16 protein-coding genes and 1 pseudogene are annotated in these 15,511 nt (G+C 59.3%); 11 read left to right on the forward strand and 6 right to left on the reverse strand.

Annotation, left to right across the window (positions count from 1 at the left end; genetic code table 11):
• Positions 1-5: 5 nt before the first annotated feature.
• Entirely contained in the window at positions 6-1,022 is a 1,017-nt protein-coding gene (locus OKW29_RS16815; protein ID WP_429291829.1) for a YncE family protein, read from the reverse strand.
• Positions 1,023-1,339: 317 nt separating this feature from the next.
• On the opposite strand from OKW29_RS16815, the gene OKW29_RS16820 reads away from it, so the two are divergent.
• Complete coding sequence (locus tag OKW29_RS16820) at positions 1,340-2,650, forward strand: Nramp family divalent metal transporter (RefSeq protein WP_429291830.1); 1,311 nt, start codon at positions 1,340-1,342, stop codon at positions 2,648-2,650.
• A gap of 586 nt (positions 2,651-3,236) precedes the next feature.
• Here the strand turns inward: OKW29_RS16820 and OKW29_RS16825 are convergent.
• A pseudogene (locus OKW29_RS16825) lies at positions 3,237-3,602 on the reverse strand (alkene reductase); the annotation flags it as partial.
• 293 nt (positions 3,603-3,895) lie between these two features.
• On the opposite strand from OKW29_RS16825, the gene OKW29_RS16830 reads away from it, so the two are divergent.
• The 6 genes from OKW29_RS16830 (at position 3,896) to OKW29_RS16855 (ending at position 7,549) form a co-directional block, all read left to right on the forward strand.
• The gene (locus OKW29_RS16830) at positions 3,896-4,918 is read left to right on the forward strand and encodes an IS30 family transposase (protein ID WP_429291831.1); all 1,023 of its coding nucleotides are present in this window, start codon (positions 3,896-3,898) and stop codon (positions 4,916-4,918) included.
• Positions 4,919-4,990: 72 nt separating this feature from the next.
• Positions 4,991-5,350 (forward strand): hypothetical protein, encoded by a 360-nt coding sequence (locus OKW29_RS16835; RefSeq protein ID WP_429291832.1) that lies wholly within the window; start codon positions 4,991-4,993, stop codon positions 5,348-5,350.
• Positions 5,351-5,426: 76 nt separating this feature from the next.
• Positions 5,427-5,855 (forward strand): DUF4123 domain-containing protein, encoded by a 429-nt coding sequence (locus tag OKW29_RS16840; RefSeq protein ID WP_429292519.1) that lies wholly within the window; start codon positions 5,427-5,429, stop codon positions 5,853-5,855.
• A 43-nt stretch (positions 5,856-5,898) separates the two neighbouring features.
• Positions 5,899-6,186, forward strand: coding sequence for a hypothetical protein (locus OKW29_RS16845; protein ID WP_429291833.1), 288 nt, complete (start codon positions 5,899-5,901; stop codon positions 6,184-6,186).
• A complete protein-coding gene (locus tag OKW29_RS16850; RefSeq protein ID WP_429291834.1) occupies positions 6,186-6,719 on the forward strand; it encodes a Tox-REase-5 domain-containing protein in 534 nt (177 codons plus the stop codon). Before OKW29_RS16845 ends, OKW29_RS16850 begins: the two co-directional genes overlap by 1 nt.
• A 95-nt stretch (positions 6,720-6,814) precedes the next feature.
• On the forward strand, positions 6,815-7,549 hold the full coding sequence (locus OKW29_RS16855) for an immunity 52 family protein (protein WP_187627237.1): 735 nt from the start codon (positions 6,815-6,817) through the stop codon (positions 7,547-7,549).
• Between the two features lie 74 nt (positions 7,550-7,623).
• Here OKW29_RS16855 and OKW29_RS16860 read toward each other — a convergent pair whose 3' ends face one another.
• Together OKW29_RS16860 and OKW29_RS16865 are read right to left on the reverse strand one after the other, a co-directional pair.
• Positions 7,624-8,109: a hypothetical protein gene (locus OKW29_RS16860; RefSeq protein WP_429291835.1), complete on the reverse strand. Its 486-nt coding sequence runs from the start codon at positions 8,107-8,109 to the stop codon at positions 7,624-7,626.
• 392 nt (positions 8,110-8,501) lie between these two features.
• The gene (locus tag OKW29_RS16865) at positions 8,502-9,833 is read right to left on the reverse strand and encodes a PLP-dependent aminotransferase family protein (RefSeq protein WP_429291836.1); all 1,332 of its coding nucleotides are present in this window, start codon (positions 9,831-9,833) and stop codon (positions 8,502-8,504) included.
• Positions 9,834-9,923: 90 nt separating this feature from the next.
• Here OKW29_RS16865 and OKW29_RS16870 point away from each other — a divergent pair, with 90 nt between their 5' ends.
• The gene (locus OKW29_RS16870; RefSeq protein WP_429291837.1) at positions 9,924-10,520 is read left to right on the forward strand and encodes a DJ-1/PfpI family protein; all 597 of its coding nucleotides are present in this window, start codon (positions 9,924-9,926) and stop codon (positions 10,518-10,520) included.
• 57 nt (positions 10,521-10,577) lie between these two features.
• The gene (locus OKW29_RS16875) at positions 10,578-10,877 is read left to right on the forward strand and encodes a hypothetical protein (protein ID WP_429291838.1); all 300 of its coding nucleotides are present in this window, start codon (positions 10,578-10,580) and stop codon (positions 10,875-10,877) included.
• 416 nt (positions 10,878-11,293) lie between these two features.
• Here OKW29_RS16875 and OKW29_RS16880 read toward each other — a convergent pair whose 3' ends face one another.
• The gene (locus tag OKW29_RS16880) at positions 11,294-13,177 is read right to left on the reverse strand and encodes an FUSC family protein (protein WP_429291839.1); all 1,884 of its coding nucleotides are present in this window, start codon (positions 13,175-13,177) and stop codon (positions 11,294-11,296) included.
• 12 nt (positions 13,178-13,189) lie between these two features.
• On the opposite strand from OKW29_RS16880, the gene OKW29_RS16885 reads away from it, so the two are divergent.
• Entirely contained in the window at positions 13,190-13,438 is a 249-nt protein-coding gene (locus tag OKW29_RS16885; RefSeq protein ID WP_429291840.1) for a hypothetical protein, read from the forward strand.
• 518 nt (positions 13,439-13,956) lie between these two features.
• On the forward strand, positions 13,957-14,937 hold the full coding sequence (locus OKW29_RS16890; RefSeq protein ID WP_429292520.1) for a glycosyltransferase family 2 protein: 981 nt from the start codon (positions 13,957-13,959) through the stop codon (positions 14,935-14,937).
• Between the two features lie 199 nt (positions 14,938-15,136).
• On the opposite strand, the gene OKW29_RS16895 is transcribed toward OKW29_RS16890, so the two are convergent.
• Entirely contained in the window at positions 15,137-15,409 is a 273-nt protein-coding gene (locus OKW29_RS16895; RefSeq protein ID WP_429291841.1) for an IS3 family transposase, read from the reverse strand.
• Between the last annotated feature and the right edge of the window lie 102 nt (positions 15,410-15,511).

A 15,511-nucleotide genomic window follows, 5' to 3' on the forward strand; every position in this document is an offset into this window, starting at 1 on the left:
GGGCGTTAGAGCGTTTCGGCGGTAACGAGACCTGGGCGGCTCATTTCGGTGGTGAGGAAGATGCCGTGCGGCGAGCGTCCGACATCAATGGTCTCGTAGTTACCGCTGGCTGGATCGAGTACGGCGACCTGCTCCCGGAAACGCAGCGTCACCCATAGCTTGCCGTCGGGGCCAACAGCAATATCATCTGGCCCCGCAGCGTGGAACGGATAGGTACGGCGAAGCTCGAGGGTGGTTGGATCGAGCGCCACCAGCGAGCCGCCGATCCGGTTGCTCACGTAGAGCGTCGCGCCGTCGGGCGTAAGAAAGACATTGTGCGGGCCGACGCCGGTTTTCACCCGCCGCAGCACCTTACCCGTCACTGGATCGACTTCCGCCACATGGTCGCTGCCCATCACGCAGACCAGTACCTTGCCGTTGTGCCAGAGCACGCCGGCGGGGGTCGATCCGACGTTCGACTTCCAGCGGATCGTCAGGTTCGTCAGGTCGAATGAAACGAGCGTGCCGGACTCCTGCATCGAATTGAAGCTCCAGCGCGAGTCCGGCGAGAAGTCGAGGTGGCTCGGCATGCCGCCGGGCGAGAAGCGCTTGACGAGCGTCAGGTCGTCGGGGCGGTAGATGTCGACATAGTTGAGCCGCAGTGCATTGACGACGAGGTAGCGGAAATCCGGCGTGAAGCCAAGCTGGTACGGATCGGCGATCACCTTATGGCCAAGCGCCAAACCGGTGTGCGGGTCGACAATGAACAGTGCATTGCCGCTGGCGTCGGCAATATAGAGCTTGCTTCTGTCGCGCGAAAGCGCCCAGTGACTGGGTTCGCGCAACGTCGGCAAGGTCCGGACGATCTTGTGCGACGCCATGTCGATGACCGAAACGCTGGCTTCGCCGGAATTCATTACGATAGCGAGATTGGGGGGCGCCGCGCTGGCGATACCTGAACGAAGGGCGAGGAAAGGCGACAGGCCGAGACTCAGGGGAATGGCCAGACTACGGCCAAGTACTTCGCGACGTGAAAGCTTCATGGAGGGCATGCATGAGAGAATTAACCACTCATTCTGCTGGATGGATTCACCGTCACGCAAGGACGAATTGCGAATGGCGCTGATATGAAGCGATACTCAACCGCTTCCTGTCAGTAGCCTAACAAATTTCGGGCGAAGCTGACGATGCGCATGCGATTTCGCCGTATTTGACCGAGCTTCCCGCGGCCCCGGGCGCGCTTTGCGCAGCACCCGCCCCGATCATCCGCGGAGCTTGGCCGTTGTATATTGCCATCACGCGCTAAAGAACCTGGAGTAATAGCAGTGCCACGTTCGTCCAGAGAAGTCGGGAAGTGTCCATGAACAGCACCGCCGGCAAAAATACGCTCACAGATCGCACGACTGTTGCGATTCGCGATGTGCTGGCCGGCAAACGACGCGGCTTGCGCTCTGCGCTGCTGTTCGCCGGACCCGCAGTGATTGCCTCGATCGCCTACATGGACCCTGGCAATTTCGCGACCAACATCCAGGCCGGTTCCCAGTTTGGGTACACGCTGCTGTGGGTGGTACTGATGGCCAACCTGATCGCCATGCTGTTCCAAGCGCTCTCTGCCAAACTCGGCATCGTGACGGGCCGTAATCTGGCGGAAATGTGTCGCGAGCAACTGCCGCGCAAGGCCGTCTTCGTCATGTGGTGTGTCAGCGAAGTGGCTGCGATGGCAACCGACCTGGCCGAATTCCTCGGTGGCGCAATCGGCCTCGCGTTGCTGCTCAAAATGCCGTTGATGGCCGGCATGGCGGTGACCGCCGTGGTGACATACGGCATCCTGGTGTTTGAAAAAAGCGGCTACCGGCCAATGGAGATCATCATCGGCGCGCTCGTTGCTGTGATCGGTCTGTGTTACCTGGTGGAATTGTTCATTGCGCCCGTCGCATGGGGACAGGCCGGATTGCACTCGATCTTGCCCTCAATGCCGAACCGGGAAGCGCTGACCGTTTCGGTCGGTATCGTGGGCGCCACCGTGATGCCACATGCGATCTATCTCCATTCCGGGCTGACTCAGGACCGGACTCCGGCGAGCAACGCGAGCGAGCACCGCGCACTGCTGCGTTTTTCGAACCGGGAAGTCATCGTTGCGCTTTTCTTCGCAGGTCTCGTCAACATGGCCATGGTAATCATGGCCAGCGCGGCATTCCATGCCGGCCACCGCGACGTCGCGGAAATCGAAACTGCTTACCATACGCTCACGCCGTTGCTCGGTGCGGGCGCGGCGGCGGTTTTCCTGATTTCGCTCATCAGCTCGGGTATCTCCAGCTCCGTTGTCGGCACCATGGCTGGCCAGATGATCATGCAGGGCTTCGTCGGTTTCCGGATTCCCGTCTGGGTGCGACGTCTGGTGACCATGGTGCCGGCGTTCGTGGTGGTCGGCCTCGGCGTGAATGCCACCCAGGCGCTGGTGATCAGTCAGGTCGTTCTTTCATTTGCGTTGCCGATCCCAATGGTGGCGCTGGTGCTCTTCACCCGCCGCAAAGACATCATGGGCGAGTTCGTCAATAGACGGCTAACGGACATTGCGGCGATTGCCGCGACGGTTGTCATCCTCGCGCTGAATGCGGTGCTATTGCTTCAGTCGTTCGGCGTCAGCATTCCGGGCATGCCTGCAAGCTGATGCAGCCCACCCGGACTCTTTCGGGATGGGCCGCGCTCCCGGTGCGATGGACGGCGAAGTTTGTTCGCTAGCCATCGACTGACCGCTGGGGGACCAGAGCTCCGGCTCCCAAAACGGCTTGTCGATTCGTTCGCTTTCGTCTGCGATGCCGGTGCATGCCTAGGGTCTGTTTACATATGGAACGCACGTGCGAATGCCCGCTATCGGCCGTCCCCCAAGGGGACTTCCTTCGGGGCGCAGGGCAAGGAGTAAGGAGCGCTGCGTGGCCGCGCCACGTGAGCGACGCACTACGCCGCCATGCGGCCGATAGCGGGCATTCCCCTGGAATGAAATTCAGAACTGGGGTGCGTTCCATATGTAAACAGACCCTAGGGACGATCGCTGCTTCCATGTTCGCCTTGAGTTGTGAAACATACGGTAAGAACGGCGTTGACCCATGGGCACCTGGCTGGCTATGCGGATGAGGTCCGAAGCGGCATCTCCTGGTGCAAGCGTACGTCGACCTGGCGGGCTTCTCCGTTGTCTGGGCTGATCGTCCCAAAGAAAGCCTCGCCGGTGCGAGGCCCGGGGGTGGCTATTTGTACGGTCAGGCAAGCGCCGGGTAATCCGTGTACCCTTCTGCCCCTGGGTGATAGAACATCTCGGGCCGCGGCTCATTGAGCGATGCGTCCAATCTAAGTCGGCGCGGCAGGTCCGGGTTGGCGATGAACATCTGCCCGAAAGCAACCGCGTCGGCGTCGCCGACCGCAAGCAAACGTTCGGCGGTGTGCTTGGTCATCTTTTCGTTGGCGATATAGATGCCACCGAATGCTGCCTTCAGTGCGGGTCCGAGCCGGTCATCTCCCAGCGCTTCACGCGCGCAGATGAAGGCAATGCGGCGTTTGCCGAGCTCGCCTGCGACATAGCCGAAGGTGGCCGCAGGGTCCGAATCGCCCATCGACTTCACGTCACCGCCGTGAATTTCTTCTACAACGCCCTCGACCACATCTGCGATGACGGTCGCACCAAATAAATCAGTGTTTCCCTAACCGGCGTCGATCACTTACGGAAAAAAAGCGGCTCAATGCCGCTTTTTTTGTTGGACGGTGACACTGGAAAAATGCACCTGAAAATGAGATAGGCATAGCAATTGTGAATATCTGTCAAAACAGTTTTATCTCAATATAAAGTCGTTGACCGTGTCGCGTTTTAGATGGGCGGCCTCAATTGTGAAGTGCAACACCTTGGACCTGCTAAGGTGCGCACATGAATTCGCGAACATATCAGCAGTTGCAGCCTGAAGAACGTCTCACTATTGCCAGCATGAAACAGCAGGGGTTGAGCGTTCGGGCCATGGCCCGAACGCTCCGCCGCTCGGCGTCGAGTGTAAGCCGCGAGCTGGCACGCAATACCTGTGCTGTGCGTGGCTACGCTTCGGTTCACGCGCAGGCCATCAGTTCGAGCCGTCGGGCGGCGGCTCGCCCGTCGCACAAACTGGACCCGCAAGGCGCGCTGTGGCGCATTGTGCTCAGCCTGCTGGATTGGAAGTGGTCGCCACAGCAGATCTCCGGTACCCTGAAACGCATGTGGCCTGATGACCCGAGCATGCATGTCTCGCACGAGACGATCTACAACGCGATCTACGCGCGGCCGCGCGGCGAGCTGCGTCGCCAGCTCATCGCGTGTCTGCGCCAGACCCACAATACGCGTATGCCGCGCAGTCGCGGCAACGACAGGCGCGGCCAGCTGGCCGGCATGCTGAGCATCCATGTGCGTCCTCCTGAAGTCGACGATCGCGTCATGCCCGGACATTGGGAGGGCGACTTCATCAAGGGCGCGGGCAACCGCTCCGCCGTGGGCGTGCTGGTCGAGCGTTCCAGCCGGCTTGTGCTGCTGGCGAAGATGAACGACGCCACTGCCGCCTCCGCGCTGGCTGGCTTCAGCGCCAAACTGAACTCCATCGCCGCTCCGATGCGCCAGAGCCTGACCTACGATCAGGGCAAGGAAATGGCGCGACATACCGAACTCACTGCCGCCACCGGCGTGCGCGTGTACTTCTGCGACCCGCACAGTCCGTGGCAACGCGGCACCTGCGAGAACACCAACGGGTTGCTGCGTCAGTACCTGCCCAAAGGTACGGATCTGTCCGTGTGCAGCCAGGATGAACTTGACGCCATCGCTGACAGCATGAATAGCAGGCCACGTGCTACGCACGCATTTCACTCGCCTCTGGAGGTCTTCGCACGCATGCTCGAAGCCGCTTCACTGCCTCCGCCTGCGTTTCATTAACCCCGTTGCGCTTCACCCTTGAAACCGCCATGGTTAATTCGTCGGATGTGTCTGGAAAACAGCGGAGGTCAGATGGAACAACAGAAACTGGATGAAACCGGGGACAAGGAAGAGTGCGGGCTTTGCCGTATCACTTATTCAGTCTACTCGAACTTCCCGCCAATGCCGTCGGCAATGGCGCTGAATGCCGAAACCGGCGAATGGTTTCCGTTCGACACGCTGAAGTCGTATGCAACCGGTTACGAGATGGCCGAAGCCCTGGGTTACGCGTGGGCGTGCGATTGTCGCGGACGCTCCCCTAATACCGTGCAGAAAAAAGGCCCGTTATCGCGCTACGGCGCAACGCCCTGGCCGGTGCTTCCGCAGTCGTCCATCTGTCTCGAATGCATGATTCATGCTGCCGGGCAAGGCGCGATGACCCTGGAGCGCTGATGATTCCCGCCTCTGTCAATGAACAGCTTCGACAGTAGTTGGGGAACGGCACTACAGCGGCCGCGTGCTGGCGCTAGTGGACGGAATCCAGTACGAGCAGCATACCGGCCAGCAACTCACGCCCGAAGACCACATGACGGTTTCGCTGTTCGCGGGCACGAACGACATGGCACTCGCACACGCGGGGCCGTGGCTGGTTGATCCGAAGACGGCGCGCGACCATCTTGCGGACCTGGGCGAACTCGAACAGGCCCGCCCTGGCGTGATCTGGCTGATTACCTCGGAAAGCCTGGAGAGGCAGGCCGCAAAGCTGCGCCCGTACCTGAATACCGGCATACCGAAAGGACGAGCCGCCCTGCTGCGCTTCTGGGACCCCAGGGTGTTGCATGCGCTCACTGCGGTATGCCACGGCAAGAGCGAGCGCGAGCTTTTCAGGGCTGCCGACGCGTGGCACTACCTCAACGAACGACAACGGCTCACCATCAACGACAACGGAATTTACTGAAGGGCAATGGGCGCTTCTGAAAGCCTATGAAGACCGTAACTATGTGGACTTTATCCGTGGTCATATCGTGCGCGATTATCCCGCGCTGGCCAATGATCCGACTTTGCGCGACCGGCTTAATGCGGCCTTCGCGCGAACAAAGTTGCTCCGCTTCACGCATGACGTGCCGATAGTCGATTTCCTGTATGTGGAAGCAACGACGCCGGAGTTTTACAGCATTCCGGCGGTCATAGCATGGCTGTACAAATCAGGCGTTCCGGCTGAACAGCGATTCGAAATGTTGATGCAGGCAACGGGTAAAAGGCAACAGGAAATGAAGGAGAAACGGTGATGGGTATTCCATTCCCGGCGACGCTCGCACGCGCAGCAAACGCAATGGCGCATGCAATGCCTATGCCTGTTCCGGTCCCCACCGCCGCACCGTCTGCTGGTCCCGCAGGCAGCAGCGGCACTGGTGCGGGTGCAGACGGCGGATGGGACGAACTGCCGCGTGACCGGAGCCGCGAACGCGAAAGACCGTGCAAGTGCCCCCCGGAGAAAGGCGCACTGGTGCGAAAGAACCACAGCATGAACCCTGAGCCGCGACGATACCAGGCGCGCATTACCGGCTTCGAGTATGCGATAGCAACGGACGGAAAAGGCCGTGAGACCGCCGAAGGCTGGAATATGGAATGGGACTGGCTTGACATAGACTTTGATGGGTTTCAGCATTCCCAATGTCTCTTGCAGGAAGCCAAGGGAAATTACGATCAATTTTTCAAAGAAAATATGGAATTGAAATTTCCGTTTAAAGGATTCACAAAAATGCAGGAGCAAATAGCAATTCAAGGAGAAGCTGTTCGCGCAATCCGCCGAGCAGATTAATGTGGTACTTTGAGACACCGCAAACGCGAGCTTACATGATGAACACACTTCGCCAGTTTGGCGTGCCTTCGGTCCATCAACCGTGAGTGATTATCGTGAATTTACTTGAACAACATCGGGATCAAGCTGCCGCACCAAAAGGCGCATTCGAATTTCATCTTCAACGCATTAAAGCCATTGTCGACTTTATTGCAACCAAGGACGAAACCTTGGGTGGGAACTGGTATCTCGCAGGAGACACGCAACAAGATGCACTTCAATATGAGGTCTTCGCCAATGGAGCAGCGTCGAAGGCTGCTATAGATGTTTTGAAGGCAGAGTATGGACATGGGAAAAAAATTGATCGACCGAAAGTCATAGGCATATGGAACGGAAGACAAACTGACGGCGCGACCGCCATCATGTCCTTAATGATCGACACGGGAGTTATTTCCAATAACATCGAATTGTCTCTGGATGAGAAAGCGAATGGTCTTTCGCGGCTAGGCAATTACAAATCCGTGGCCGAAGTTGTAGCCAAAGTGGCTGAGCTTTATCGCTCGCTGTATGTGACGTTCGGGCCGCGCGCTTATCAGGATCAACAGGTCTTTGATGACCGCTTAGGCGTAAGCTGGATGCTCTACCTACCGCACGCTCTCGCGCCGGCCCAGGTGCCGGAAGCGCGCGACTTAATCCCTGTCATGCGCGATGGCAGGCAGCAAGGCACGATCATCGTCAGCGTGACGGATGAAGTCTTTGATGTGAACAACCGGGAGCACGTCAAGGCGGCTAACGATATCGAAATCCGCCTCGCCGATCAGGACCTGTTGCCGCGTTTCGTTGATCTCTGAGTTCGGCTCGCTATCCCCGCTTCGGCGGGGCCTTTTCCTGCGAAGAGGCCCGCTACTGCGCGGGCCTTTTGCCGTTACGCCTGATTCCAGCGATTGAGCCTCAGGGGCGATCCACCACGATGCCACTTGCGCCGTTCTGTTGCGATTTTCTCCAGCAACTGCAACACCTCTTCGCGGTTGCCGGCTTTATCCGCCTGTTCCATAGCGGCCCGGTATTCATCAGGCGTCGGCTCGACACCATCACAGCACCGGTTCACCAGCACCGTAAGCGCATCCATCGGCGGGCCGACATACCGGGCACGCAACGATGACATCGCATCATGCGTGAGTTGGGTCAGATCGTCGGTCTGCAACACGGCGGCGCTGATTCTCAGCACGGGTTCCATCCACGCAAGCAATTCTGACGAATGCTGCTTTCGCACTTCGAGCGAACGAAGATTGTCGTAGCAGCGCTTCCTGTTGTTATGGTCGAACGTGGCGGGCGCGAAACGATACGTGAACTCGGTTCGCGTCCATCCGAGGTACTCAGACACACTGGAGACATTTGCACCCAGCCTCATTTCCCTACCTCCAAAAGGCAGAAAAAAACCCGCACACGAAGGTGCGGGCACTACCACACACGTCGCAGTCCGGGGATGGGACCTCGACGCTTTACAACGCGATGCTATCCATCCAGGGTGGCTGCGGACGTGCGCGGGCGCTGCGCACCAGTCAGCACATTTCCCCCTTCCGTTTTGCACCGGTTTGTGCAGGAACGAAGCGGTCTTATGCTTGTGCTGGCAACTCGAAAGCGACGCATTCCGTGTCCAGGGTCGTTTCGTGCGATGTCGTCGGGAAAGGGTATGTCGCGGCGTGTTCTACGATTGCATCGCAACAGAAAGTACGTCGTAGTGAGACGACAGGTCCTGGCCGGACAATCCTGGTGGACAGACCGCGCCCTCGCGCTTGCCGGTCAGTAGCTCTGTTCGGTAATAACCCGGGCCACTGTTTCCAGCGACCGGCGCAGCGTGGCCAGATCGACGGACCCAATCGCGAGGCGGATGGCGTGAGGTACATGCGTCGATGTCGCGAACGGCAGGGCCGTCGACACTGAAATGCGCTCACGCATCAGCGCCATCGCAATCGCGTCGGCGCGGACTTCCTGCGTCAGGGGCATCCAGATGAAGTACGACGCTGGATGGCTCATCGTCTTAAGCTTGCCGAGCGCTTCGGCGGCAAGGATTTGGCGCGTCTTCGCATCCCGCCGCTTCTCGTCTTCGAGCCGGGCCACCGTGCCGTCGTTTATCCAGTTGCAGGCGATTGCCGTCATGGTTGCGGGAGTGTTCCACGTCGTGGCCCGGATTACCCGTTCAAGCCTGGGAATCCATTCGCGTGGTGCGCAGACGAAACCGACGCGCAGACCTGTCGCGACACTCTTCGACAAGCTCGAGACATAGATCGTCGTCTCCGGAGCAATCGATGCCAACGGCGGCGGAGCATCTTCTGCGAGGTATGCGTAGGCCCCGTCCTCGATGAGGATCAGTCCATGCTGTCGAGCGATACTGACAAGCTCGCGGCGCCGCCGCACGCTCATTACCCAGCCAAGAGGGTTGTGCAGCGTCGGCATTGCATAGACGGCGCGTACGCGTCGTCGCTTGCATAGGGCCGTCAACGCGTCCAGATCGGGGCCGCGCCCCGCGGCTGGGATCGGCACGAGTTCCAGTCGAACGGCCTCGGCGGCCAGCTTGAATCCCGGGTAAGTCAGCGCGTCCACGGCAACTACGTCGCCGGGTTCGAGCAGCGCCATAGCGGCCGTCGTCAGTCCGTGTTGCGCGCCGCTCACGAGCAACGTCGTTCCGGCTGTTGCTGCCAGACCTCGGTTCGCCAGGTGGCGTGCCGCAGTAGCGCGCTCGTGCTCGCGGCCACCGTGCGGCTGGTATCGAAGCAGCGACTCGAGGTCGCCGGCCGCCGCGAGCTGGCGCAGCGCTGCCCGAAGAAGGTCTGTCTGACCCGGTGCAGAGGGATAGTTGAAGCTCAGGTCGATCGTGATGGCGCTCCAGGCGTGCAAGTCAACGCCTTGGCCGCGAGGGAGTGGTTCCTTGACGAATGTGCCACGGCCAGCTTCGCCGCTCACCAGACCCATCGTATGAAGCTCGGCATAGACACGCGTCGCGGTGACCAGCGCCAGGCCCTCGCGAGCAGCCAGTTCGCGGTGCGTGGGCAGACGCGCCCCGGGGGAAAGGCGGCCGTCGCGGATGTCAGCCGCAAAGCGGTCAACCAATTGCTTGTAACGCGCCCCAAGCATGGCTCAATGTATCCATGACAATGATTTGATTGTATTGATTATCGGCCCTACCATGATCTTGCACAACCTCTCCATCTGCCCGAGGACGTCATGCACATCACCATTCTGACCTTTGAAGGCTTCAACGAACTCGACTCGCTAATCGCGCTGAATATCCTTAACCGGGTCAGAAAGCCGGGCTGGCAGGTATCAATTGCCAGCCCAGCGGCGAAGATCCGTTCGATGAACGGAGTGGTCCTGGAGGCGCAAGCGTCGCTGAAGGACGCTTGCGAGGCCGACGCGGTGCTGGTCGGCAGTGGAATACAGACACGTGGAGTGGCCGCCGATGCCGCGCTGATGTCGCAGTTGCGGCTCGATCTGACGCGCCAACTGCTGGGCGCGCAATGCTCGGGCACGCTGATACTCGCGAAACTGGGCCTGCTGGATGGCGTTCCGGCCTGCACGGATCTGACTACCAAACCGTGGGTCGAAGAGGCGGGCGTGCCGGTGCTCAATCAGCCGTTCGTGGCGAAGGGGAATGTCGCGACGGCAGGCGGGTGCCTGGCGTCGCAGTATCTGGCCGTGTGGGTGATCGCGCGTCTGGAGGGCGTCGAGGCTGCGCGCGCCGCGATGCAGCATGTCGCCCCAGTAGGCGAGAGGGAGATCTACGTGACGCGGGCGATGGCGAACATCGCGCCATTCATCTGACGCAAAACAGAGGCGCTTCGCACGTCCTTCAAAGCCGACATTGCTGGAGTCCAGTCTGTGGTCATCGTTCTTGTTTTCAAGCTCCTCGTTACGCCGCTGTTGCTATTGACTGCAAGCCTTGCCGGTCGTCGCTGGGGTGATGCGATCGGCGGTTTGCTGGTGGGAATGCCGCTCACGTCGGGGCCGATCTCAGTGTTTCCCGCACTGGAGCATGGACCCGCCTTTGCCGCGCAGGCTACGGGCGGCTCGCTTGTCGCCACGGCTGCGCAGGCGGCCTTTTGCATTGCCTATTGCAGGCTGGCGATCTTGGGATGGCCGACGGCTCTCGCGGGGGCCTCGCGATATTTTCTGTCGTAGCGGCCGTTCTGCAATGGAGTGCGCTGCCGCATACCGGCCTGTTTCTTTGTTGCTCGTCGCAGGGCTCGTGGTCGGTGTGACGCTTTTTGCGGCTTATGTCGGGGCCAAAACGAACGGAGTGTTAGCGTCGTTCCCCTTCATGGCGATCGTCACCGAGCGACAGAAACGGGTCGACGAACGAAACCGCTCGCGCGGTAAGGGGCTCCGGCCAATACCGGCCGGTCGACGCTGGTGTATAGATCGTTTTCAATTGCAGTGCACGGTCGTCAATTGTCACGTGGAACTGTGAGCATCTGCTCTTGCGACTATGCTAACGAGCGCGGACTTGCCGTCATTTCGCTTGAAAGAATACGGTCACGAAAACGCAGAAATTCCCCGACGCAAGGCCGCGGTCAAACAGGGGCTCGCTGGCGTTCTTATACGGTTCCCACGTAACTATCAAATGCGGTCACGAGATGCTGGATCGCCTGTTCGAGGTCATCTGCCGGCGTTTCAAAAGACTGATTCAGTTGCATCGCTTCCCTCGACGTCAGGGCTTCCAGCAGTGTGGCGGTCATCTCATCGTAGCGATTGGCCCTTTCCCGGTCATGTGCGTCCGGTTCCCCGCTCCGAAGGACTTCGATCACTGCGGCGGCGCCGCAAACCACCCGCACCGCGACGGTCAGGTTCCGCAGTTGTTCGAGCCGCGCAGATCGCCGCTGGCCCTCCAGGAGCATACGTTCTCTCGCAACTTCAAGCCGTGAGCTGGCCAGACCGGCTTCGCGTTGGAGGCGATCGAGGGTGGCGGTCGATCCTCCAGCCATCCGAAGCGCGGCGGACGCGAATGCCATGTTGGCCGAAATCGCGGCTGAGATCACGGCATTCAGCGCGTTACTCTCCTTCTGCGGCCAGAGAAGAAAGCTCGCAGCCACGCCTACGCAGGCACCGACGAATTCATTGGTAAGACGAGCGACAATCAGTCCCTCCGCCGGATGGATGAAATCCGACATCAGCATGAACATCGGCGTCAGGAAGACAACGAACAGACCGTAGTTCACCAACCTCAATGCGACGGTCACCGCGGCAAGCGGCAAGATTGCCAATGTCACCGCAACCGGACCGGACAGACTCGTCAGAAGAACAGCGGCGATCGTTCCGCCGATGAAGCTGCCGCATGCACGCTCCAGCACGCGCAACCATGTATTGGCAGAAACCGGTTGGGTCACGACGATTGCAGCGATCACGCCCCAGTATGCAAACGTGACACTCAGCGATGTGCCGATCATGAAAGCGAGCACCGATGCGACAGCCACCCTCAGCGCATGGTCCCAGACCAGCCTTTCAACCTTGACCGCGCGAGCGGCGGCAGGCGCGGGCGTCTCGGGGTCCATTGCGAGCGCGTGTCGCCCGTCCGCGAGCCGAGCGATGGCCCTTGCCGCAAAGGCAACGGCGCTTGCCGTTTGGTTCGTCCGTTCAGCCGTCTGCCGCAACAATGCGTGTGCTTGCGCTATCAGCGTATCGGGAATGTGCAGTTCTTGCTGTGCCTGCGCGGCCACGCTTTGCAGCAACTGTCGCAGGCCCTGGAGCAACTGCCGCGATCCATCGTCGTCGCCAATCGCTGCGTTGCGCCGGGCATGACCGATTGCGATCAGCGTGGAAAACACCCTGCCCGCGGCATCGACACCCGGCCCGAGATCAGGGCCGTTGCGAACATCATGCGCCGCCAATGCCCTGCCGCGCTCGATCGACATGCGCACCCCGCGGCGATAAACGGTATCGAACTCGGTCCAGCCCTGCACATCCATTCCAGGCCGCGAATCCAGCGACTCCAAAAAACCAGCCATGTCCTCGAGCCTGCCGAAGATCGTCGCGAGCGTGAAGCCCGCGGACTGTGGGAACGGGACGGGCCAGAGGAAGATGCAAAACAGCATGGTCCAGGCTGACCCGAGCAGAAAATAGCCACCGTGAGCGAGTGCAGCGGCAAGCGGCTCGGGCGACGCAATTCCGATCACGACCGCGAGCGAGGCAATCAACCCCGCCTGCGCCGGCATAGGCCCGAGCGAGGGCTTGTAGGACCGTGTCAGTCCACAAAGGAAGACCAGGACAAACAGGGTGACAATGCTGACGGCATAGCCCCAATGCGCGGCATAGGACGCCAACGGCATGACGACAACGCCCATGGCCGTGAAGATGGCCATCGCCTTCAGGCGCTGTGACCTGGACCCTTGCGGATCGCAGAGACAGTTCCAGAACGCCGCGACGGCTCCGAAAGCGATATCCGAACGACCGAAAATCGCCGCGGCACAGAGCATCGGCGCCATCGCAAGCGCAGCGTGTATCCCTTCCGCAATCCCGATGCGCTCGGGCGTTATGGCGAAGACATGACCTTCAGCCCGCAAGGTCCGACGGCTTACCAGGGATACGAGCTTTCCTATTATTGTCATGCCGACTCGCTGAGCGCTTTTCCCGTTAATGGCGTTCCTTCAATGGCGCATTTCACAGATTATTTCCGGTTCATAATGTTTACCAAAACGGATGAAATCTGGGCGGACACAGATATTTTTTCTCCTAAGACGATTTGACTTGAACATTGCGGGCGACTTGATCGGCCGGGAAAAGCGGGGCGCAGGTTATCCGGCTAAATTGACGACACGTCGCTCTCACACCGGTTTGAATAGATATCTGTTGGCATATTCGTCTAATCATGGCAAAACGGTTTTCACTAAAAAAGATTCCTATTTGACATACGTGCCTGATCCACTACCAAAGTGGTGGAATGCGCCAATGCCTCACCAATTTGTGCCGGCTCCTATAATATTGATACAGCGAAGCATATACAAATCTTTTTAGGCTACCTCGTTTCCTGGCCGCATGCGGGTGGACTTTGTCCTGTGATTGCCCCGCGACGGCATAGGCCCGTTTTACAATTGTCTGCTTATTTCAGTTCCTGGCGATCCTGGTAGACCCAGACGGCCGGCACTTCAGGTCGGCCCGGTTTGCTCCCACAACATCATTCGTGATTAGTTAATTTCTTCGCGAAACAAGGGTTTTGCAATATAGAACGTTAGTTCAGCCTCGTTTGCCTCTAGGAGCATTGTCTATGTCCGCACCGAGAATCAGCGTTCTGCTGCCTGTCTACAAGGTAGAGGACTATATCGAGGACTGTCTCGACTCGCTGCTGTCACAATCCTGCACCGATTTCGAAATCATCGCCGTCGACGACAGCAGCCCCGATCGCTCCGGCGAAATCGCCGCCCGGGTTCTCGCGCAACAGGATCGCATTCCCTGGAAGCTCGTCAGAAACATCGACAACAAAGGGCTCGCTGAAACGCGAAAAATTGCCGCATCGGAAGCGCGCGGCGACTACGTGCTCTGCGTTGACAGTGACGACCATGTCCATCGCGATCTCGTTCGCACCGTGCTGCGCGAAGCCGACCAGCACGACGCCGATGTCGTCATTTTCGCCGCCGAGCGCATCAGTCCCGATGGCACCGCATTCGCTCCAATCGATTCCGGCGACGGCATCATCACTGGCGTGGAAGCCGTCCAGAAAATTCTCGAACTCAAGCTGCCAGCCTTTTGCTGGAACAAGCTTGTGCGCCGCTCCATCTTCGTCGCAGCCGAGCATCCGTGCGGTCTCATCTTCGAAGACGTTTGCGTGTCGGTGCAAACCCTCGCCAACTCGAAAGTGGTGCGCCTCATTCCGGACAAGCTCTATTCATACATGGTCCGTGAATCAGGAATTTCGAGACGCTTCAACCCGCAGGTCGTCGACCTTTTTGCCATCATAGACCGCGTGGAAAAAAGTACCGCATCCCTCCCGATTACCGACTACAAGCGGCTCTTCTTCCGGCTCAAATACAGCTGGGCATTCCGCGCGATCGCGTTTCAGACCGCGATCACCGCGCCGACCTACCACCTCGCGAGCCCCATTCTGCAAAGTGTATCGGAGAAGCTGCGCGTGAAGCACCTGCTCGGTATGTTTGCAGATCGGCATCTGAAGCTTTCCATCGTCATGACCATGCTCAAGATCCATCCGTGGATCTTTTATTGCGTCGTAAGACGCTTCAACCGCCGCTGACACGGCAGAATGCGCCATCCGGCCCATCATTTAGCGCCGAGCGCGTTGGAGGTGCACGAGATCGCGTGATCGAACCGAACGTACTCTTGTTTCCCCCAATAGGCACGCCGAGAGTACTGGGAACTTGCAGTTAACTGTGTCGCCTAAAATTTTGCATATTCATCGCTGTTGAGTGGGCGCAATAAGTCCTGCGTAGTGGTCAACTAATTTCGGACAGGCAGATAGTTTCTTTCGCTGTCGGTCTCGCCTCGTAGGCGGCGGGCGACAGATAGCCCAGCGTGGAGTGCAAGCGCACCGGATTGTAGAAAGCGACGATGTACTCGTTGATATCGCGCCGAGCCTCATCAAGGTTGGCGTACTGACGCTGCCAAACACGCTCCATTTTGAGGCTCAGGAAGAATCTTTCCAGCACCGAATCGTCCCGACAATTTCCCTTGCGACTCATGCTGCAAATCACGTGATGCTGCTTCAATCGCTTGCGCCCTGGCTGCCCCTGTCCGAATGCAGAACCAGTCCCGTCGCTGGCCGACGCTGCTGCAGCGCCATCGTCAATGCCGACATGACCAGTCCAGCC

Source organism: Paraburkholderia sp. CI3, assembly GCF_050436505.1.
Classification (GTDB): domain Bacteria; phylum Pseudomonadota; class Gammaproteobacteria; order Burkholderiales; family Burkholderiaceae; genus Paraburkholderia; species Paraburkholderia tuberum.